Here is a 19,505-nt window from a genome sequence, read left to right as displayed (position 1 = left end):
TATGGGTCATTTTGGTTTATTCCATATTTTCAAGTGATCTTTTTAGCCATCTTGTTGCCTCTTGGTAGTCTTGTGCGACACCAAATCCTTTTTTATAGAGCATACCAAGCTGGAATTGTGCCTTTTGATGCCCTTGATTGGCAGCGAGTCGATAAAGCTGGGCAGCCCTTGCAAAATCCTTTGGCACGCCTTGCCCATGACTGTGCATTTGTGCTAATTGGTATTGTGCCTTGATATGGCCCTTGGCTGCAGCCTGCTCAATCCATTTTGCAGCCTCTGTGTAATCCTGCTCGACACCTTTTCCTTTATCAAATAAATTACCAAGCTGGTATTGTGCACCTGCATGTCCTTGAATAGCAGCGAGTCGATAGCATCTACGTGCCTCCTCAAGGTCCATAGCAACGCCTAACCCTTGTTCATACAGTAATCCTAATTGATACTCGGCTTGAATATGCGATTGATCGGTTGCTGCTCTCCACCATTTCATAGCCTCCTTATAATTTACAGGAATAGCCGTTCCTGCTGTTAGTAATAACCCAAGCTCATATTGTGCATCTGCATAACCCTTTTCAGCCGCAGCCTTTAAGTAGGACAATGCTTTTTTCGGCTGCTGTAGTTGATAAACATAGATGCGCCCAAGCTCAAAGCCTGCACTAATATGTCCTTGCTCCGCAGCTAATAATAGCCATTTTTCCGCTGAAGCAAAATTTTGTTCTTTTTGATACAGTAGTCCAAGGCAATATTGAGCATTTAGATGCCCTTTGTGTGCTGCAAGCTTAAACCATTTCATAGCCTCTTGTTCATCCTGCTCAATGCCTTGCCCCGTATTGTAGAGCATGGCCAACTGAAACTCTGCATTTGTATGGTCCTGCAATGCAGCTATATGAAACCATTTTGCTGCTTCTTCAAAATTTTGTAAAATACCGCGACCTTTCAGATACATATAGCCCAAATTATATTGAGCACTGGCATCCCCTGCTAGAGCAGCCATTTCAAAATAAGCAATCGCCTCCTCATAGCTTTGCTTAACCCCTGTACCATTATGATAGAGAAAACCAAGATTATTTTGAGCACTGGTATTTCCTTGATTTGCTGCTAATGTATACCATTTTGCAGCCTCCTGAAAGTTTTGCATCATGCCGAGCCCTTGGTTATAAAGCACACCAAGGTTATACTGCGCATCTGCATAACCCAAATCTGCAGCAATTTGATAATGCTGTGCTGCCTTCTGGTAGTCTTGTGTCACACCGTGTCCAAGATGATAAAGCACGCCAAGACTATAATAAGCATTGGCATCATTTTGCGCTGCTGCTTTTTCATACCACATTTTTGCGAGTGCATAATCCTTTTTAACGCCTCGCCCATGATTATATAAGGCACCTAAATTATATTGAGCGCTAGCATCTCCATTTTTTGCGGCAATCTCAAACCAGCTAGCCGCATGTTGATAAGCTTCTGTAGACTCCTCTTGCTGTAGCGCGTCATTGAATAGATGGGTCGACTCCTCAAAGGGAAAGGCTTGGCGAGACGACTGAAACCTTCGATCATAGCGCTTAATAAACCATTCCACAATATCACTTATATAATCAAATACAATTTTTGCTGCCTTTGCTTCCACAAGCTCGTTGTTATTACTATTGGTCATTTTATAAACAAGGTTCATTAATAAATAAATACGGCGTGGATGAATTTGTGCGATAAAGCTTCGATTATTAAGTAATACACGAACATTTCTTTGTTTTGGCTTAGTATGCATTTCCAAGCGATAAACCTCATATAAAATTTCTTCTATATAGATTGAACTTTAGAACCTAACACAAAGTCGGTCGATTATACCTTGTGTATCTTCACTTTGACAACGGATAAATTCACGAACAGCGAGTTTGATTTGCGATGTACTTGAAAAAAAGACATTATGAATGACGCTGTCTTTCAACCATTTCCATAGCCCCTCAATTAAATTCAATTGCGGGCTGTAAGGTGGTAAAAACACCAGTTGTAATCGATTTTGATGCAGCTTTAAAAAAGGCTGAATGAGCTTCGCATGATGAATGCGAGCGTTATCGAGGATCATGACAATTTTTCCATTTGGGTAATGAGCAATGACTTTTTCTAAGAAACGCAGGAAGACTTCTGCATCGTATTTCTCTTCTTCGACGCAGAAGATTTCACCTGTTTCATAATTTAACGTACCGATTAATTTCACGCCTTGATGCTTACCGTATGTGGGGATTTGACGCTGTTTCCCTTTTGGAAACCATGACTTTTGAATGGCTTGGTAGTCACGAATCATGGACTCATCTTGAAAGAGAAGGTGATCGATTTCCTCATACAATAGCTTTTTTTAAAGCAGGAAATGTTTCTTCTTTAAATGTTTTTTGCTTTTCTGGGTCCGCATTCGCCAACGTATAGGTAGGGCGCGTATGACTAAATTGCATGCGTTCTAATAATTTAGACATGCCACGTAAAGAATAGGACACAGCCCATTCACGTTTCACGAGTGAAACGAGTAACGCGAGCGTCCAATTCGTATACGGTGCAAATCCCACATCAGCAGGCGTTTTCGTTGTGACAATCTCAGCCAACTCAGCACGTTGTTCGATGGTCAAACGATGTGGTTTACCTGTAGAAATCCCCATGCGTAAACCTGTTATGCCTTCTTTTTTATAGGCTTTAATATATTCACCAACAGTTGCTCGATTGCGTTGAATGATCATCGCAATTTCAACGTTATTTTTTCCTTCAAGGTGTAGAAATACAGTCTGATACCGCTCAAATAGTCGCTTATCCTTTGTTTGTCGCATCGCCGTTTGAAGTTCTTCTCGTTGTTCATTGCGTAACATGTGGGATCATCCTTTCGACAATAAGTTTGTATACTTTACCCATTTTGAAGGAGATAGAAGCTTTAGTTCAATTTATATAGTACAAGAAAAGATTTTTGAAGAGATAGCGTTGGCTTTGAAACAGCAAGCATACGAGCCTCCTGGAAATTTTTAGCCAATGTTATAAAGGACAACTGCTTTAATTTTTGATAGTGCTTTTTGAACATTTCATTATGTATGACGATAACACTCACCTCTTTCATTAAATGCTCTTCTTTCATATATCGGAAAAATAGCAGTACTATTGATAAGTTTTAAGGGTCTTCATCAGTTGAATTGTTATTATTACATGATACTATTTGATATAAGGAAAATGCATAGAACCTGTCAGCCGGTAGTGGAGGAGAGAAATGAAAAATATTGCAGCTATTATTCCAGCATATAATCCACAACAATCACTTATTACTTTTGTCCATCAGTTGTTAACAACAGCAATTACACAAATTATTGTTGTTAATGATGGCAGTGATGCAAAATATAAAGATATTTTTGAAAATTTAAAACAAATAGATGGCTGCCAAGTCCTTCAACATGATAGCAATATTGGAAAGGGTGGTGCATTGAAGACAGCATTTACTTATATACAGGAGCATAGAAGAATGTTTCGGGGTGTTCTTACAGTAGGCGCTCATAATCAACATACATTACAAGATATCAAGCTTATTTTAACAATGACCAAGGTATTTTCAGAAGGAATTGTGCTGGGGGTTCGTAATTTTCATTCAACTGATAGTACATTTTTTTCCTATTGGGGTAATCGTGCAACAACCTTACTTTTTGAACTATTGTACCATCGTAAATTAATGGATACCCAGACAGGTTTACGTTATATTTCAATCAATGAGTTGCCTTGGTTGATAAAGGTAAAAGGTGAGCGCTATGATTATGATACAAATATGCTGATTACGGCACTTAAAAGAAAGTGCCCTATTTTTGAGGTGGAGATTGGACAGCTACGTGTAAAGAAAAATACAATTATCCAATATGATGAAATTGCAAATGCAGGAACTATTATTACGAAAATGCTTATGAATTATTTAAAACCCAGGTTGTAGATAAGTATAAACAAAAGGAGCAAAGCTTATGGAATACTCAGACCAAGTGAAAAATCGTGTGAAGCGGATGGAAGGGCAGCTACGTGGTATTTTAAAGATGATGGAGGAGGGAAAAGACTGTAAGGCAGTGATTACCCAACTATCAGCTGTACGCTCTGCTGTAGATCGTACAGTCGGTGTAATTGTCAGTACAAACCTATTGGAATGTGTACAAAATGCTGAGGGCGATGGTGAAAAAATGAATGAGGCCATACAGGAGGCTGTTAATTTAGTGGTGAAAAGCCGGTGATAGTAACAAAATAGTAAGGATTTTGAATTAGTTAAATATAATTTAAAATCCTTACTATATTAGCCGCTATTATTTATTTTGCCTCATCTGAATATTGCGTATTTGTGCGCTCAATTTCTTCTTTTGTTAAGCTTGCGGTAATATCATATTTTGCAGGATTAAAGGCTACCTTTAACAGTGCGAAAATAATTGCTAAGCATAGAATAAGTGCAGGAATGCCGCCAAGATTTGAAAGGATTTTAATACCATCAATTTTAGCGAAGCTTAGCATTACCCATGCAATAATTCCAACAGATGCGCCCCATGCAATTTTAATACCGATATGTGATTCCTGACTGTCCGCAGTAATGCCCTTTGTACTAATACCACCCATTGCAGAAATATTAGAATCGGAAGCGGTAACAAATGAAATAAAGACGATAAATAAATAAACAGGAATAACAATTGCTGATAATGGAACATCTGCTAATACTGCATATAACACAGATTCTGCCCCCTGTTCACCTAAAATAGTACCCAGGGTATTATCTGTTATTTGTTTATAAATTGAAGTCCCACCAAATATAGTCATCCAAAGACCGCCAAATACGGATGGAACCACGAAATTGACAATGATAAACGTGCGAACAGAATAACCATAACTAATACGTCCTAAAAACATAGCTGTTATGGCTGCCCAGGCAAACCAGTTTGCCCAATAAAATACTGTCCATGCCTTTGGCCAAGCATCACCACCAGATGCCCCTGTAAATAAACTTTTTTCGAAGAAATGTGTTAAATAAAACCCAAAAGATTCTGTTCCTAGATTGACAATAAATGCAATAGGTCCTGTAATAAAGATAAAAATAATAATAATAATGTAGGCTTTAGTATTTATATCCGATAAAATACGAATGCCATTCATCAGACCTGTTGAAGCAGAGATTGTAAACACGATCATTGTAATGGCTGCAATAATAGCCCATAGTGTGGCATTACTTTCGATACCCGTTAAATAGTTGACGCCTCCAGCCATATTTAAAACGGCTGTACCCATTGCAGAAGCCATACCTAATGATAATGTATATAAGGAAATGGCATCAATAAAGGAGCTTAGCTTTCCTTCCATTCGATTTCCTAGTAAAGGTGTTAATGTGGAACTTAAGCTAAAGGGTTTACGCATATTATAAAATGCAAAGGCGAACATTAAAGCTGGTACACAGTAGATTGCATAGGGTGTGACTGTCCAATGTAAATACATTGTAGACATTGAAAACATTATAGCATCTGGACTGTTTGCTTCAATTCCTGATGATTCTGGAGGGTATACCATATGATAAATTGGCTCTACAATGCCCCAAAAGGTAACACCAGCAGCTATTGTTGTACAAAGTGTGATAGCAAGCCAGCTTTTCATCTTGAGCATTGGTCGAGCATGTTCACCACCTATTTTGTACTTGCCGAGAGGTGAGAAAAATACAATGACAACAGCAGCTAGCATCGCTAAGCCCCCAAGACTAAAAAGCCATCCAACGTTTTCTAAAAGCCAATTGTTGGCGATGTTTACTTTATCTAAAAACCACTCTGGATATAGTAGACTAAGTAATCCAGCTATTAAAAGTAGTATAAACGGCGGCCAAAATACCCCATGTCTTAAATTCAATTTATTCATCCGCTTTATCCCCTCTGTCAGTTAGTTTTTCTACTATCTTAAATATCAACCCCAAGTTTTGGCATAGAGCCAAGTATGATGCGTTTAGCAAAATGCTGTAAATCATCCTTAGATGGTAATGCACAGCTATTCTGTAACATAGGCTGATTTTCCTCAGCTTGCATAATAGATACAAATTGTTCGATATCTTGTTCTGTAAGTGAGTTAATTGTTAAAGATAAGTGTCCCTTTTCTACCATCTGCTGATAACGCTTGGCAATTTCCTCGATGGTATTGACATTTAATGCTTTTTGTATAGCTACATAGCTTTGAGGGGTTGTTGTAACTAACCATTCAATGCAATGATAAAGTGATATAGCGACTGCCTGACCATGTGGTACTTTTGCAAGTGTACCTAGAGCATGACCGATACAGTGACCAAGGCCTGTTCCACCTTGTTCAATGGCTAAACCAGCAAGTGTTGCTCCTAGCGCGATCTTCCCACGCGTTTCAATATCTTTTGGATTCTCCAATAACTGTTCAAAGTTTTCATTAATTAATTGTATAGCTTTTAATCCAACTGCTTCGATGAATGGGTTAGTTCTTCGTCCAGACACAGCCTCCATTGCATGAATAAATGCATCAAGAGTAGTTGGAACTGTAATGGACAATGGTAAGTTCACTGTAAACAGTGGATCAAGTATAGCTATATTTGGAGCCATTTGCTCATCCCAACCCCAAACTTTACGTCCTTCAGGTGTTGAAAAAACAACTGTGCTTGTTACTTCCGCTCCTGTGCCAGCAGTTGTAGGAATTGCAATTGTCAGTTTATCCGATGTGCTAAATGGATTTACCATAAGGGCATAATGCATGGCATTATATGTGTCACTAGCTACCAAGGCTGCCATTTTTGCTACATCCATGGCAGAGCCTCCACCTAAACCGATTACTACATTACTGTTATTCTGACGGATTAGCTGTGCTACCTCATCAATTTGTGCAGCTGAAGGATCTGGTCTTACACCATCATATAGTGAATAATCAATATGAGCAGTTTTTAAAACCTTCTCTATATATTCACTAATACCAACAGATACAATGCCTTTATCAGTAACAATTGTGACATGAGGATTAGCCTGTTTTTCTAAAATATATTGCCCAAGCTGTTGATGGCTGTTTTCACCATAAATAATTTTTGTTCTTGAAAAATATTCAAACGACATCTAGTCCATCTCCTATTCAAAAGCTAAATATACTGTTTTTTGCTGTAAAAATTCCTCAAAGCCATGTTTTCCATCATCGCCACCAATACCTGATTTTTTCCAACCAGCATGGTAGCCTTGATAAGCCTCTCCTTGTTGACGATTAACATAGACCTCACCAAATTCAAGTTCTTTTGTTAACTTCATAACAGATTGATAAGAGTTTGTATAAATATTGGATGTTAGTCCATAGTCTGAGTCGTTTGCCAATGCAATCGCCTCATCAATTGTTTTAAATGTTAAAATGGGTAACACTGGTCCAAAAACCTCTTGCTGAACAATGTCCATTTGTTGATAACAGTTTGTTAAGATAGTAGGAGCATAAAAGCTATCACCTAATTCGTGCATAATATGACCACCGCAGGCGATTGTTGCCCCTTGTACAACAGCCGTTTGTACCATTGTGTTAATACGAGTGGCATCTGCTTTCGATACTAACGATGCAACCTCTGCATTTGGCTGTAAGCGCCCATCTGCTACTTGCACGTCTTGGAATGCTGCTACAATTTTTTCTATAAATGCTTGTGCAATACTTTCATGCACATACACACGCTCTGTATTACTACATACTTGACCTGAATTAGAAAGGCGTCCTCCTTTAATTGCTTGCACAGCTAAATTCAAATCTGCATCAGGCATTACAATAGCAGGTGCTTTACCACCAAGCTCTAAAGATACACGAATCATTTTTTGTGAGGCTTTTTCCATAATTTTTTTACCAACGCGAGTAGAGCCAGTAAAGGTAATCATATTAACTTCTGAAGATGTCAATGCTTCACCGACAATATCATCACTACCTGTAACAACGTTGACAACACCTGCTGGGAAGCCTGCTTGATGAAATAATTCAGCGATTGCTAAGGCTGAAATAGGTGATTTAACGCTTGGCTTAATCACTACTGTGTTCCCTGCTATAAGCGCTGGAATGACTTTACGTGTTAAAACATAGATTGGGAAATTCCAAGGAACAATAATAGCTACTACGCCAAGAGGTTCTTTTTCAATTAAAATCCGTTCATTTGTACTGTCACTGGTTACAATTTCTCCATCAATGCGGCGAGCCCATTGTGATTGATATTCAGCTAAATCAGCACTATAAAATGCCTCGTTATTTGCTGCTTCTAGCGGCTTACCCATTTCTGCAGAGATGAGATTCCCAATGTTCTTATAGGTTTTTTCTTCTCTTAGCAATGTTATCCATTTTTTTACATAGTTTTCACGCTCATAGGCAGGTGTACGCTTCCATGCTTGAAACGCAGCTTTTGCAGCATGAACAGCATCATGTACATCAACCTCTGTACAAGCCTGCACTTGTCCAACAATTTCCCCAGTAGCAGGATATGTTGCATCCATCCACTGTGCCGATTGATTTGCTATAAATTGCCCATTTATATAGGCTGTCCATTGTTTCATCTTTCATCGCTCCTTATTCTGTTTCACCAACATATGCATGATGAATACGATATTTCATTATCGCTTCACGATTTAATTCAAAGCCAAGACCAGGTTTTGCTGGAGCCCGTAATAAGCCATTATTATCGATCATTAATGGTTCAGCTTGGATAAAGTCACGACGCTCAATTGCCCATGCTTGCGGATCATATGGGAATTCCAAAAATGGACAATTACTTACGCCTAAAGCCAACTGTAAATTTGCTAATACGCCAATGCCATTTGTCCAAGTATGCGGGCTAAACCATGCTCCATTAGCTTGTACCATTTCTGCAATTTTTTTAACTCCTGTGATACCACCAGAAAGTGCTACATCTGGCTGATAAACATCTAATGATTGATGACGATTCATTTCTCTAAAATCATACCAATTACGGTTCATTTCGCCACCAGCAATGCGAATTTCTACCTTATCACGCAACTTCGCCATTGCTTCAAATTCATGGCATGGTAGCGGCTCTTCCAACCAAAAAACATTTAATTGCTCAAGTTCTCTTCCTACTTCGATAGCTTTCTTTAAATCCCAAACACGGTCAGTATCCCATGGCATTTTCCAGCCTTGGTTCGCATCAACCATAATTTCTAAACGATTGCCAACAGCTTTACGGACAGATTCCACTACTTTAATATCCTCACGCACATCTTTATGATGAAAGCGAATTTTCATCGCTTTAAAGCCTTGGTCAATGAATTGCAATGCTCGTTCTGCTCGAACTTCAGGTGTAACCATCTCACCGGTTGAAGCATATGCATATATCTCCTGATTTTTAGCACCTAGCAATTTATAGACTGGCTGATTTGTTGCTTTTCCTATTAAATCCCATAATGCTAAATCTAGCGGCCAGCAACGCCCATAATGGAAATCAATATTGGAAATAATTTGGTGATGACGTTCAATATCAAATGGGTCCTGTCCAATAAAAAGATGCTCATGTCCTTGGAGACCCATCATTAAATCACCAGAGCCCACTCCTGTAATACCAGCATCTGTATGAACAAATACTAATGTAGATGCAAAATTTTTACGTGGCATCGGATCCCAAGCAGCTTTAAATGGTGGGTCTAATGGTAATAGGTATTGCTCTATTTCAATTCCAGTAATTTTCATTGTACATATCTCCTTTAGAAGTATAGCGCTTTCAAATTTAAACTTTATTTTATAGAATATTATGAAAAAGAGAATGTACTATTTTTTCATATCTATATACTTTTTTTCACTTAGGAGTTGTTTTTATGTTGCAGTTACTGATTCAAAACACATGGATAAAAGTTCATCAGCATTCATATTGGAATTCGATAGAGGCATTTTTATTGGATTATGACACATACCCGTATTGGTCATTTTTTATTGTTTCTGAGGGAGTGTTGGGCTATGAATTTACAACAGCAAAGGGACTAGCACAATTTGGAGATATCATCGTATGTCCACCACAGTTCCCTTTAAAAAGAAAAGTAGTAGAGAGATTGAAATTCCATTTCTTTCAAGTTGAGCTGTCAGAAATGGTAAAGTTACAGGCTGGAATATATAAAATAATGGATTTAGAACGGTTAGGTTCAACGTTAAAGACATTTGAAAATTATGCTTTTCAACAAGATGATCAGACAAATCAGTTAAAATCTCATTACATTTATGATCTACTAGTACATCTTGTTGTACAAAAGCAATTAATCAAGTTGGAGGAGAAGAAAGTTGTATCTGATGTAATGGTTGAAAATGTAAGAGTATATATTCATCAAAACTTCCATTCCAAAATAAATTTTTGTGAGCTAGCAAAGGAAAATTATATTTCACAAGTGCAACTTACACGAAGATTTGAAAAAGCTATGGGTATTTCACCTATGAAATATTTGACAAACATTCGTTTGCGCCATGCACGTACATTGTTGGTCGAAACGAATGACACTATTGACACAATTGCGACAAAATGTGGTTTTCAAAATGGATTTTACTTAAGTAAACGATTCCGAGAAATCATGTATCAGTCACCTAGTGAATTTAGAAAGCAATATCGTATGTAAGGGATTACAAATAAAGAGAATGATAAAACCCGTATGAAAACAAGACTTTACAGTTCATTGATTTCATGCGGGTTAGTTATGGTAATAATGTTTTGTTTTAGCTTCAAGTACACTATGAAAGATTAATTTCAATTGATTCGGTAATGGCTAACAATCGGTGCGCAATGGAATGTAGTTTTTGCTCTGTTAAACGGTAAGCTGGACCACCTACAGAGATAAATCCAACAGGGCTCCCCCGATAGGTAATGGCTACAGAAATTGCATTTTCCTCTACATCATATTCACCAACTGATAGGCTATAGTGCCTTTGACGTATAATCTCCAGCTCTCTTCTTACAGTTTGAACATCGGTTAGTGTATTAGTCGAATAGACATCTAGCTCTTGTCGTAAAAAAATATCTAACTGTTTATCGTCAAAATAGGCTAATTGTAATTTACCATTTGATGAACAATGTAAAGGTGAACAACTATTTCGGTAATCCTTTAGGATAATTGATTGATTAGGGTTTACCTGTTCAAGGTGTAGCATTTGCCCATTATGATAAACACTAAAGAGAATCGTTTCCTGAAATTCCTCCATTAGAGCTATCATATAAGGCCTAATAATTTCCACTAGTTTTCGCTGTACATTATCGACTTGTACTAACTGATATAATGTCCCTCCTATACGATAATTTTTAGTATCTACAACCTTTTCGATATAGCCCCGAGCTTCGAGTGTTCCAATAATACGCCAGATAGTTGTGCGATTTAAAGACGTTTTTTCTATAAGTTCATGTAAGGAAACAGGCTGCTGGCTTTGGGCAATAATTTCTAATAGATCAAGCGCTCTTTCAATAGATTGCACAGAAGATTTATTTTGTGTCGTCATATGTTCATTTTATCATAATTATTAAACAATAAATGATTGACAGTTCAAAAACGTGCTCCTATAATGCAATTAAAGTTCACTATTTTTAATAAATGTTCGTAATATGAACGAAAGAGGTGTGTAATGAGCCGAATTGAGATTGATGCGTTCGGAGAGCTTGAATTAGAGGATGATATGCTCTATGGCATTCAAACAATGAGAACAGTAGAAAATATGTCTTTTTCAAATAAAAGGCTAAACTACTATCCTCGTTATATTCACAATATAGCACGGGTGAAAAAAGCTGCTGCTATCACAAATTTTGCAGATGGATTACTAACAGAAAAGCAATTTTCAGCCATTGTTAAAGCATGTGAAGATATTCAACATGATAAATATCAAGAACAATTTCCAGTAGATGTTTTTCATGGAGGTGGAGGCATTGGCATTCATATGAATATCAATGAGGTCATCAGTTCTATAGCAAATTCCTATTTAAAGAATGATGGGGAATCTGTGCATGCTATTCAAGATGTCAATTGTTCACAATCAACAGCAGATGTGTGTGCGACAACAAGCCGATTAACAATCTATCAGGCAGGATATGGGCTGCTTGCTGAATTACACACACTTATTGTGACAATCCAACAACTAATTGAAAAATATGGGTCGATTGAAACAATGGCAAGAACATGTTTACAAGATGCATTGCCAATTAAATTGTCGGAATTTTTAGATGGCTATACAGCTGTATTGCAACGTCGATCACAATTATTTGAAAATGCCTTAGCACCTTTATTAGAAGTGAGTCTTGGCGGTACTGTTATTGGAACAGGAGACGGGGCTTCCACATTTTATCGCGAACACATTATTAATAACTTAGCGAGCTTACTAGATTTACCTTTAAAACGGCATACTCAACCTATTGATTGTGCTCAAAATATAGATGTATTCGTAGATGTCATGAATGAAGTGACACAAATAGCGAATGTTTATTTAAAAATAGCAAAAGATTTGCGCCTTTTATCTTCAGGCCCATTTGGCGGTTTTAATGAATTAAAATTGCCTGCTGTACAAGCTGGTTCTTCATTTTTTCCTGGTAAGGTGAATCCTGTAATTCCTGAAATGGTCATGCAAGGAGCGTTACAAGTAATAGGTATTCAACGATCTGTTCAAGGAGCGATGGAATACGCAGAATTATACTTAAATGTTTTTGAAAGCTATGCTGTGTTTAATATTTTAGATGCTATTGACATGATGCAGAATATAACGATTCTTTTTTCAACCAAATGTTTGAAGGGGCTTGAAGTAAATAGGGAGCGTTGTGAGGAGCTCATCAACTCACCAATTCCTTATATGGTACGTTTAAAAAATAAAATAGGTTATGCACAAGTAAGTGAACTTTTAAAGAAATATTCAATTCAAGAAATACAAAATCTAAATTTACTATGAGGTGATGTCAATGAGTGAGCAAGCATTTTTTGAAGACATTGAGCAACCAAAATTACAATGGGCAAAACAATGGCTATCAGAAGTAAAGTGTTCGTATGTGAATGGGGAATGGGTGAAAACGAATACAGAGGATGTAATTGAATCAATCAATCCAGCTAATGGAGAAATAAATGGAAAATATGAAATCGCAACAGAGGAAATGGTCAATGATGCAGTCAAAGCCGCACGTGTAGCACTTGAGGGTGATGATTGGAAAAGAGTAACTCGTAAGCAACGGGCAAAGATTTTACAGGCAATTGCGGCTCTTATTCGTGAACATCAATCTGAGTTAGCGACATTAGAAACATTGGATAACGGTAAGCTGTACAACGAATCCTGGGAAGATATGACTGAATGTGCAGAGCTATTTGAATATTATGCAGGTTGGACAGATAAATTTTATACGGAAAATAATCCAGTGGAAGGGGATTTTTTAAGTGTAACAACGGCTGATCCAATAGGAATTTGTGGGCAAATTGTACCGTTTAATTTTCCTTTACAAATGGCAGCGTTAAAAATGGCGCCAGCTTTAGCAATGGCAAATACCGTATTGTTAAAGCCAGCCAATGCGACCTCATTTTCAGCAATTCGGTTCTTTGAAATTTTACACAACAGTAAATTATTACCACCTGGTACAGTGAATTTACTTGTAGGGAATAGTCGTGTAGGCTCCTGGATTAGCCGCCATCCAGATATTGATAAATTATCATTTACAGGCTCTACAAATGTTGGAAAGCAATTATTGCATGATTCCGCTGATTCTAACCTAAAGCCTGTTACATTAGAGCTTGGTGGAAAATCGCCAAATATCATTTTTGCTGATTACCCTAAACTGGATGCTGCAATTGAGCGTTCATTTATTGGATTATTTACACATAAAGGAGAAAAATGCTCGTCACCTACAAGATTATTTGTTCAGAAGCCTATTTATGATGAAGTCGTAGAAAAGATTTCACAGCTTGCTCGTGAATATAAATGCGGTGATCCGTTTAATCCACAGTCAAACCAAGGAGCACAATGTACAAAAGCACATATGGAGTCAATTTTAGCTTATATCGAATCCGCTAAGGAGGAAGGAGCTCGTATTACAGCAGGTGGTGAGCGTGACACAGATGGCTCCAATGCGAAAGGTTACTTTATCAAGCCAACGATTTTAGCGGATGTCCACAATAAAATGAAGGTGGCACAAGAAGAAATTTTTGGACCTGTCCTCTGTGTTATACCATTTGATACAGAAGAAGAGGTCATTGCAATGGCCAATGACACGATTTATGGTCTAGGTGCAGGATTATGGACAGGTGATACATCCCGTGCTCACCGAGTTGCCAACCAGTTGAAAGCAGGGATGGTCTTTGTGAATCGCTACGGTTGCTACGATATGGCAAGTCCATTTGGCGGTATTAAGCAATCTGGCTGGGGTAAGGAATATGCCATCCATTCATTAAATTCATTTATTTCGAAGCGTGCCATTTGGTTTGCTTACTAGGGGGAAAAGGAAATGATACAATCAACAACGCTTGTAATGAAGGCAGCTGTCTTAAGCGAAACAAATGGTAAGTTAGCGATTAAAGATGTTGTATTACATGAACCAAAGGACAATGAAGTATTAGTGAAAATAGCTGCTACAGGCGTTTGTCATAGTGACTTAAATGCTATTGAGGATGAAACTACACCAAAGCCAACTATTTTAGGGCATGAGGGAGCTGGGATTGTTGTGCAAGTGGGGTCAGCAGTACAATCTGTGCAAGTGGGTGACCATGTAGCGCTTAGCTGGGTTCCTTACTGCGGTGTATGTGAGTATTGTTTAGATGGCTCTGTGAACTTGTGTGAGGCAGCATTTGGTCCAATGTTTGAAGGAACACTATTAGATGGCACAACTCGACTAGAATATGAGGGAGAAACAGTGTTTCATAATTCGTTACTATCTACATTTGCCGAATATGCAGTAGTACCAGAAATGTCTTGTGTCAAAATACCAAAGGAAATGCCATTAGCACAGGCAGCCTTGATTGGCTGTGGTGTAGCGACGGGATTTGGCGCAGCAGTTAAGGCAGCACAGGTTACGGCTGGTTCCACTGTAGCAATTTTTGGTATAGGCGGCGTTGGGGTGAATGCTATTCAGGGTGCTAGAATTGCAGGAGCCACTAAAATTATTGCTTGTGATATTAAAGATAGTAACTTAGAATTAGCAAAATCATATGGTGCTACACATACCGTTAATACGTTAGAGTCAGATGCTATTGAGCAAATAAAAAATATTGCTGGTGGACTTGGTGTTCATTATGCTATTGATTGTTCTGGCAATACGCGTGCAACAGAAGCAGCTTGGCATGCAACACGTAAAGGCGGCACAATTGTCGTTGTAGGAGCATTTAATCCATCACAAGTTTTAAATTTACCTGCCGGGGGCTTCCATCGCGTTGGCAAGCATATCCGAGGTAGCTTCTATGGGGATATTCATCCGATGCGTGACTTCCCAATTATTGCTGATCTATACCTTCAGGGTCAGCTAAAGCTTGATGAGTTAGTATTAAAGAAAATTTCACTAGCGCAAATTAATGAAGCAATTGAAGCCTTTCATGAGCACTCCTGTAGCAATGTTGGGCGTACAGTAATTACATTTTAGATAATATAATAATGCTTATTTAGATGACTTCAGTTTACTACTGAGGTCATCTTTTTAAATATTTATAAATAACTAATTTATGAAAGGCTATGGTGAGTGTTTTAGGTCCTTTTTGTATATAATAAAAGGAAGAGGATTGGAGGTGAGGAGTTTGTGGAAGAAGTTAGCGATCATCGTGATGATTATTATTTTTATTGATCCTATTTATACTGTTGGGAAGACAGTTGTTCAACAGGTGAAGACATGGGTAAATAATGATGATATCGAAACAATGCTTGTGTCAACAAAGGACAAAATTATAGATGTTACGGCGAAACTATCAGATAAAGCCTCCATTGAAACAGCTACACCGATAGAGGATGTACATCAAGCAGAGGTGGCCCCTACAGCTCCGCCAATTCAGAAACCAGAAACGAAGCTAGTTGTGACAGATGCCAAAGAAATGGCTGATGCCATGTATGCGTATTATAGTAGCTTTTCACCAAAATTTGAAATTCAATATAAGGGCAGTACACAACGAATTGAGCAAATTGTGGAAGAGGCCTACAATAATGCCATTAAACGAGATGATTATGTATATGGACATATTAGTAAACATACAATTCGTTTTGAATATGGGCGAAATAAGGCAACCATTTTTGGAGAGCAAAGCTATTTAATGACACCAGAGCAGGCTTCTTATGTAGAGATGAATGCTCAGGAAGTTATTGCGAAAATTACGGATAATTCAATGACAGACGTAGAAAAAGTACGGGCGGTTAATGACTATATTGTTGCCAATACGGTTTATACAGAGCACACTAATTCTAGTCCACATAGTGCCTATACAGTGCTTGCAGAGCGTGGAGGAGTATGTCAGGGCTATGCCTTACTTGCTCATACAATGCTACAAAAGCTAGGGATTGAGACAAAGTATATCGTCGGCTATGTTGGTCAGGAAGGACATGCGTGGAATTTAGTAAAGCTAGATGGCGAGTGGTATCATCTCGATACAACATGGAATGATCCTGTACCAGACCGTAAAGGGGCAATTCGCTATCAATACTTTTTAGTGGATGATCGTACAATGGCACAAGACCATACCTGGATAGCTGAAGACTATCCAAGAGCAACAAGCACACTTTATAGCTATTATCATGATATTGATTTCCCTGCGCAGGTTGGTAATCAATTATTTTTCAGTCATATTGCTGATGATAATAAATTGTATGTGCTGGATATGACAACAGGTGAAACAAAGCGTGTCACAAACTCACGTGCTCAATATATTGTTTACTCGGACGGCTGGCTCTATTTTAGTAATTATTCGCGAGGGGCATACTTAACGAAGATTCGCCCTGATGGAAGCGACGAACAGCTATTAAATAGGGAAGATACCAAGGATTTATTTGTGCAGGATGGCTATCTCTATTTTACAACGGATGAACCAAAGAAAATGGCACTATAGTAAGAGAAAAGGGCGTGACTGATTAACAGTCATACGCCCTTTTTGTACGTTCAATGAGATAAGTAATAGGTTGATGTTGGCATAAAGAAATATCAATATGTGGAAACAGAGATATTATTTGCGCTGTAAATGTTTTGAGAATCAACGGATTATGCTTAATAGCACCGCCATTACAATAAAGTGAAAATGGTCTGCTTTGATAGCCAATCTTTTTTAATACGGCACTTGCAAGGAGTGTCAATTCGTGAGCTGCTTGCTGTGATATTTGAATGGCACATGTATCATTTCGTGCTGCTGCTTCTGCGACAAAAGCTCCTATCTTTGCGAGCTGTGCATTGGTATAGGAAGGGTGGAACAACCATGCAGCAAGCTCTGTGACATCTTCTATACCAAGCGAATGATAGACAGCATCCTTTAAAATAGTGGGCTCGCCACGACCATCCTCCATTTTAAAAATAGCTCGTATCACCTCTTGTCCTAACCAAAACCCGCTGCCCTCATCGCCTGCTCGATGCCCCCAGCCGCCTGCACGGACAATTTGCTTGCCATCGTAGGCATAGGCAATGGCCCCTGTTCCAGCAATCAGTAAAGCCCCAGCCTGTCCAGCTGTGACACCTAAGAGTGTAGCCTGAGCGTCATTTTCAATAATTAGCGTCTCAATATGTAGCTGTGTCGCAGATAGGGCCTTTTGAACAATTGCTGTGACCATTTGATGATCCTTTGGAGAATCAATACCCGCTAATGCAAAGGTAGCTACAGCAATGTGAGCAGGGGAATGCTTTTGCAAAAAGGTGTCGATATTTGCTAAAAGCTCTTGTAATACTGCTGTAGCTGCTTCAACACCAATCGCTTGATAATTAGAGCCCCTTGTTGATGTTGTATATTGAATATCGCCAGAATCTGCATGTACAACGGCACATGCTGTTTTGGTTGCTCCGCCATCAATAATCAATAGCCATTTTGTCATTAGTTCCATTCCTCTATAAATATTGTTAATTGCTTCTCTGCTTCGAGAATAGCGCTTTCCTTTAAACGAACCCATTCATAAAGGTGATGTGTATTTAATTTTGAGCGCTCCAAAGCTGCCTTCATCGTAGCTGGGGCAGGACCACCAAGTAATGTTCGAACACCAACAAAAGATTCTGGCTTTAATGTCTCATAAAAGTCCTCTTGAGAAATATTTAATTCCTTACCCGTAATCAATTTGGACTGTGTATTGGCAAGACCCCATGTAAGGCTTGCAAGCGATTCCTCACCATGAGCAAGTAAAACTTTAATACATTTACTCACGATACTATGTGCTTGACGGAATGATATCCCCTCTGAGCGCACTAATGTATCAGCAAGCTCCGTAACATTGGCAAAGCTATTTTCTGCACGATCTCTTAATTTTTTCTTATTCACATCCATTGTGACAACAAGAGAGCCAAATAGGTTATAAATTCCGATTAGTCGGTCAATAGCACGCCATAAATAAGGCTGCATATCATCCTCTGTATCAACAATATCGCCAAAAGGTGTATTATGCACCATTTGTAATACAGTGCTTGCATCGCCAACAACGGCGGAAAGCAGTGAACGTGTATGCTCTATTGATACTGGATTACGCTTTTGAGGCATAATTGAGCTTATTTGTACATAGGGACTTGCTAGCGTAAACGCATTAAATTCCTGAGTAGCCCATAGTAAGAAATCTTGAGATGTACGCCCAAGGTTTAATGCAGCGAGCTGTACAATGCTGGCTGTTTCAGCAATATAATCTGCACCTGCCACAGCATCCCATGCATTTTCGATAATATCATCAAACGCTAGCAAATCACGCATACGCTCACGATTGATATTAAAGCCTGTTGTTGTTAATGCAGCAGCACCCATACTACTACGATTGACTGTTTTATAGGCATGCTGCATCCGTTCAAAATCGCGCTCAAGCTGGTCAATAACAGCCTTTAAATAATGTGCAAAGGTTGTAGGCTGGGCCTGTTGAGTGTGCGTATAGCCAATCATAATAGTATCGATATGCTCTTCGGCAGCAGCAATCAGATCATCACGTAATTTAAGTAATTCATGCATTAATAATAATAATTTCTTTCGGAGTGTCATTCGATAGATGGCGATGCCCATATCATTACGGCTTCTTCCAATGTGAAGATTTCCAGCAACATCTCCAGCAAACGCTATTAATTTATTTTCAATGCGGAAAAATAAATCCTCATATTGGGGATTGTAATCCTCTAAACGATAATAATTTAAGTCTATCTTTTTTAGAGCAACCCCAATTTGCTTTGCTTCATCTGTTGTAACAAGTCCTTGTTCTTCTAGCATTTTTAAATGAGCAATATTAATTTGTAACATGATTGTTAAAAAATTTTTTTTGGCTTCGTCATAAGCTGGCTGTAAAACAATTTGACGGTAGATGTTAGACGGGAATATCATCCCATCCTCTTGCTGTGTTTTGTTGCGAAAATCTTCAAACATTGTAATGGCCTCCTAACAGATTAG

The 19,505-nt window shown here is 38.4% G+C and carries 16 protein-coding genes; 7 read left to right on the top strand and 9 right to left on the bottom strand.

Annotated features, from left to right (window positions below):
- Positions 1 to 16: 16 nt before the first annotated feature.
- Entirely contained in the window at positions 17 to 1,756 is a 1,740-nt protein-coding gene (locus ADM90_RS02840) for an SEL1-like repeat protein (protein WP_083448440.1), read from the bottom strand.
- Between the two features lie 48 nt (positions 1,757 to 1,804).
- Positions 1,805 to 2,843, bottom strand: a protein-coding gene (locus ADM90_RS23595; RefSeq protein ID WP_152927960.1) for an IS630 family transposase whose coding sequence is annotated in 2 segments (ribosomal slippage) — positions 1,805 to 2,344 and positions 2,346 to 2,843 — 1,038 coding nt in all. Because the reading frame shifts where the segments join, the coding sequence is not laid out codon by codon here.
- A 389-nt stretch (positions 2,844 to 3,232) separates the two neighbouring features.
- Between ADM90_RS23595 and ADM90_RS02820 the strand changes: the two genes are divergently transcribed.
- Complete coding sequence (locus ADM90_RS02820; protein WP_053993551.1) at positions 3,233 to 3,937, top strand: glycosyltransferase family 2 protein; 705 nt, start codon at positions 3,233 to 3,235, stop codon at positions 3,935 to 3,937.
- 28 nt (positions 3,938 to 3,965) lie between these two features.
- The gene (locus tag ADM90_RS02815) at positions 3,966 to 4,226 is read left to right on the top strand and encodes a metal-sensitive transcriptional regulator (RefSeq protein WP_053993550.1); all 261 of its coding nucleotides are present in this window, start codon (positions 3,966 to 3,968) and stop codon (positions 4,224 to 4,226) included.
- A 73-nt stretch (positions 4,227 to 4,299) separates the two neighbouring features.
- Here ADM90_RS02815 and ADM90_RS02810 read toward each other — a convergent pair whose 3' ends face one another.
- Genes ADM90_RS02810 through ADM90_RS02795 form a run of 4 tightly spaced genes read right to left on the bottom strand, consistent with a single transcriptional unit; the run spans position 4,300 to position 9,678 of the window.
- Positions 4,300 to 5,877: a BCCT family transporter gene (locus ADM90_RS02810; RefSeq protein ID WP_053993549.1), complete on the bottom strand. Its 1,578-nt coding sequence runs from the start codon at positions 5,875 to 5,877 to the stop codon at positions 4,300 to 4,302.
- A gap of 38 nt (positions 5,878 to 5,915) precedes the next feature.
- Positions 5,916 to 7,079 carry an iron-containing alcohol dehydrogenase gene (locus ADM90_RS02805; protein WP_053993548.1) on the bottom strand — a complete coding sequence of 388 codons (1,164 nt, stop codon included), beginning with the start codon at positions 7,077 to 7,079 and terminating at the stop codon, positions 5,916 to 5,918.
- A gap of 12 nt (positions 7,080 to 7,091) precedes the next feature.
- Positions 7,092 to 8,531: an aldehyde dehydrogenase gene (aldA, locus tag ADM90_RS02800; RefSeq protein ID WP_053993547.1), complete on the bottom strand. Its 1,440-nt coding sequence runs from the start codon at positions 8,529 to 8,531 to the stop codon at positions 7,092 to 7,094.
- A gap of 13 nt (positions 8,532 to 8,544) precedes the next feature.
- The gene (locus tag ADM90_RS02795) at positions 8,545 to 9,678 is read right to left on the bottom strand and encodes a mandelate racemase/muconate lactonizing enzyme family protein (RefSeq protein WP_053993546.1); all 1,134 of its coding nucleotides are present in this window, start codon (positions 9,676 to 9,678) and stop codon (positions 8,545 to 8,547) included.
- Between the two features lie 125 nt (positions 9,679 to 9,803).
- Between ADM90_RS02795 and ADM90_RS02790 the strand changes: the two genes are divergently transcribed.
- Positions 9,804 to 10,589, top strand: a complete 786-nt coding sequence (locus ADM90_RS02790) for a helix-turn-helix domain-containing protein (RefSeq protein ID WP_053993545.1) — start codon at positions 9,804 to 9,806, stop codon at positions 10,587 to 10,589.
- A 112-nt stretch (positions 10,590 to 10,701) separates the two neighbouring features.
- Here ADM90_RS02790 and ADM90_RS02785 read toward each other — a convergent pair whose 3' ends face one another.
- Positions 10,702 to 11,460, bottom strand: coding sequence for an IclR family transcriptional regulator (locus ADM90_RS02785; RefSeq protein WP_053993544.1), 759 nt, complete (start codon positions 11,458 to 11,460; stop codon positions 10,702 to 10,704).
- A 123-nt stretch (positions 11,461 to 11,583) separates the two neighbouring features.
- Here ADM90_RS02785 and ADM90_RS02780 point away from each other — a divergent pair, with 123 nt between their 5' ends.
- From ADM90_RS02780 to ADM90_RS02765, 4 genes are all read left to right on the top strand, one after another.
- Positions 11,584 to 12,891 carry a lyase family protein gene (locus tag ADM90_RS02780; protein ID WP_053993543.1) on the top strand — a complete coding sequence of 436 codons (1,308 nt, stop codon included), beginning with the start codon at positions 11,584 to 11,586 and terminating at the stop codon, positions 12,889 to 12,891.
- Between the two features lie 10 nt (positions 12,892 to 12,901).
- Positions 12,902 to 14,416 (top strand): aldehyde dehydrogenase family protein, encoded by a 1,515-nt coding sequence (locus tag ADM90_RS02775; RefSeq protein WP_053993542.1) that lies wholly within the window; start codon positions 12,902 to 12,904, stop codon positions 14,414 to 14,416.
- 12 nt (positions 14,417 to 14,428) lie between these two features.
- Positions 14,429 to 15,556, top strand: coding sequence for a Zn-dependent alcohol dehydrogenase (locus ADM90_RS02770; protein ID WP_053993541.1), 1,128 nt, complete (start codon positions 14,429 to 14,431; stop codon positions 15,554 to 15,556).
- Positions 15,557 to 15,707: 151 nt separating this feature from the next.
- Positions 15,708 to 17,003, top strand: a complete 1,296-nt coding sequence (locus ADM90_RS02765) for a transglutaminase domain-containing protein (protein WP_053993540.1) — start codon at positions 15,708 to 15,710, stop codon at positions 17,001 to 17,003.
- Positions 17,004 to 17,025: 22 nt separating this feature from the next.
- Here ADM90_RS02765 and ADM90_RS02760 read toward each other — a convergent pair whose 3' ends face one another.
- Both ADM90_RS02760 and argH read right to left on the bottom strand, forming a co-directional pair.
- Positions 17,026 to 17,970: an N-acetylglucosamine kinase gene (locus ADM90_RS02760; protein ID WP_053993539.1), complete on the bottom strand. Its 945-nt coding sequence runs from the start codon at positions 17,968 to 17,970 to the stop codon at positions 17,026 to 17,028.
- The gene (gene argH, locus ADM90_RS02755; protein WP_053993538.1) at positions 17,970 to 19,481 is read right to left on the bottom strand and encodes an argininosuccinate lyase; all 1,512 of its coding nucleotides are present in this window, start codon (positions 19,479 to 19,481) and stop codon (positions 17,970 to 17,972) included. Before argH ends, ADM90_RS02760 begins: the two co-directional genes overlap by 1 nt.
- Positions 19,482 to 19,505 lie beyond the last annotated feature (24 nt).

Origin of the sequence: Lysinibacillus macroides (assembly GCF_001281525.1) — a bacterium.
In the GTDB taxonomy this organism is placed as follows: domain Bacteria; phylum Bacillota; class Bacilli; order Bacillales_A; family Planococcaceae; genus Lysinibacillus; species Lysinibacillus macroides.
This window is presented reverse-complemented; position numbering and strand designations above follow the sequence as displayed.

What these genes read in the sequence shown, in the direction of transcription:
- ADM90_RS02840 (WP_083448440.1), bottom strand. Translation starts at nt 1,756, where the DNA reads ATGCATACTAAGCCAAAACAAAGAAATGTTCGTGTATTACTTAATAAT.
- ADM90_RS02820 (WP_053993551.1), top strand. Translation starts at nt 3,233, where the DNA reads ATGAAAAATATTGCAGCTATTATTCCAGCATATAATCCACAACAATCA.
- ADM90_RS02815 (WP_053993550.1), top strand. Translation starts at nt 3,966, where the DNA reads ATGGAATACTCAGACCAAGTGAAAAATCGTGTGAAGCGGATGGAAGGG.
- ADM90_RS02810 (WP_053993549.1), bottom strand. Translation starts at nt 5,877, where the DNA reads ATGAATAAATTGAATTTAAGACATGGGGTATTTTGGCCGCCGTTTATA.
- ADM90_RS02805 (WP_053993548.1), bottom strand. Translation starts at nt 7,079, where the DNA reads ATGTCGTTTGAATATTTTTCAAGAACAAAAATTATTTATGGTGAAAAC.
- aldA (WP_053993547.1), bottom strand. Translation starts at nt 8,531, where the DNA reads ATGAAACAATGGACAGCCTATATAAATGGGCAATTTATAGCAAATCAA.
- ADM90_RS02795 (WP_053993546.1), bottom strand. Translation starts at nt 9,678, where the DNA reads ATGAAAATTACTGGAATTGAAATAGAGCAATACCTATTACCATTAGAC.
- ADM90_RS02790 (WP_053993545.1), top strand. Translation starts at nt 9,804, where the DNA reads ATGTTGCAGTTACTGATTCAAAACACATGGATAAAAGTTCATCAGCAT.
- ADM90_RS02785 (WP_053993544.1), bottom strand. Translation starts at nt 11,460, where the DNA reads ATGACGACACAAAATAAATCTTCTGTGCAATCTATTGAAAGAGCGCTT.
- ADM90_RS02780 (WP_053993543.1), top strand. Translation starts at nt 11,584, where the DNA reads ATGAGCCGAATTGAGATTGATGCGTTCGGAGAGCTTGAATTAGAGGAT.
- ADM90_RS02775 (WP_053993542.1), top strand. Translation starts at nt 12,902, where the DNA reads ATGAGTGAGCAAGCATTTTTTGAAGACATTGAGCAACCAAAATTACAA.
- ADM90_RS02770 (WP_053993541.1), top strand. Translation starts at nt 14,429, where the DNA reads ATGATACAATCAACAACGCTTGTAATGAAGGCAGCTGTCTTAAGCGAA.
- ADM90_RS02760 (WP_053993539.1), bottom strand. Translation starts at nt 17,970, where the DNA reads ATGACAAAATGGCTATTGATTATTGATGGCGGAGCAACCAAAACAGCA.
- argH (WP_053993538.1), bottom strand. Translation starts at nt 19,481, where the DNA reads ATGTTTGAAGATTTTCGCAACAAAACACAGCAAGAGGATGGGATGATA.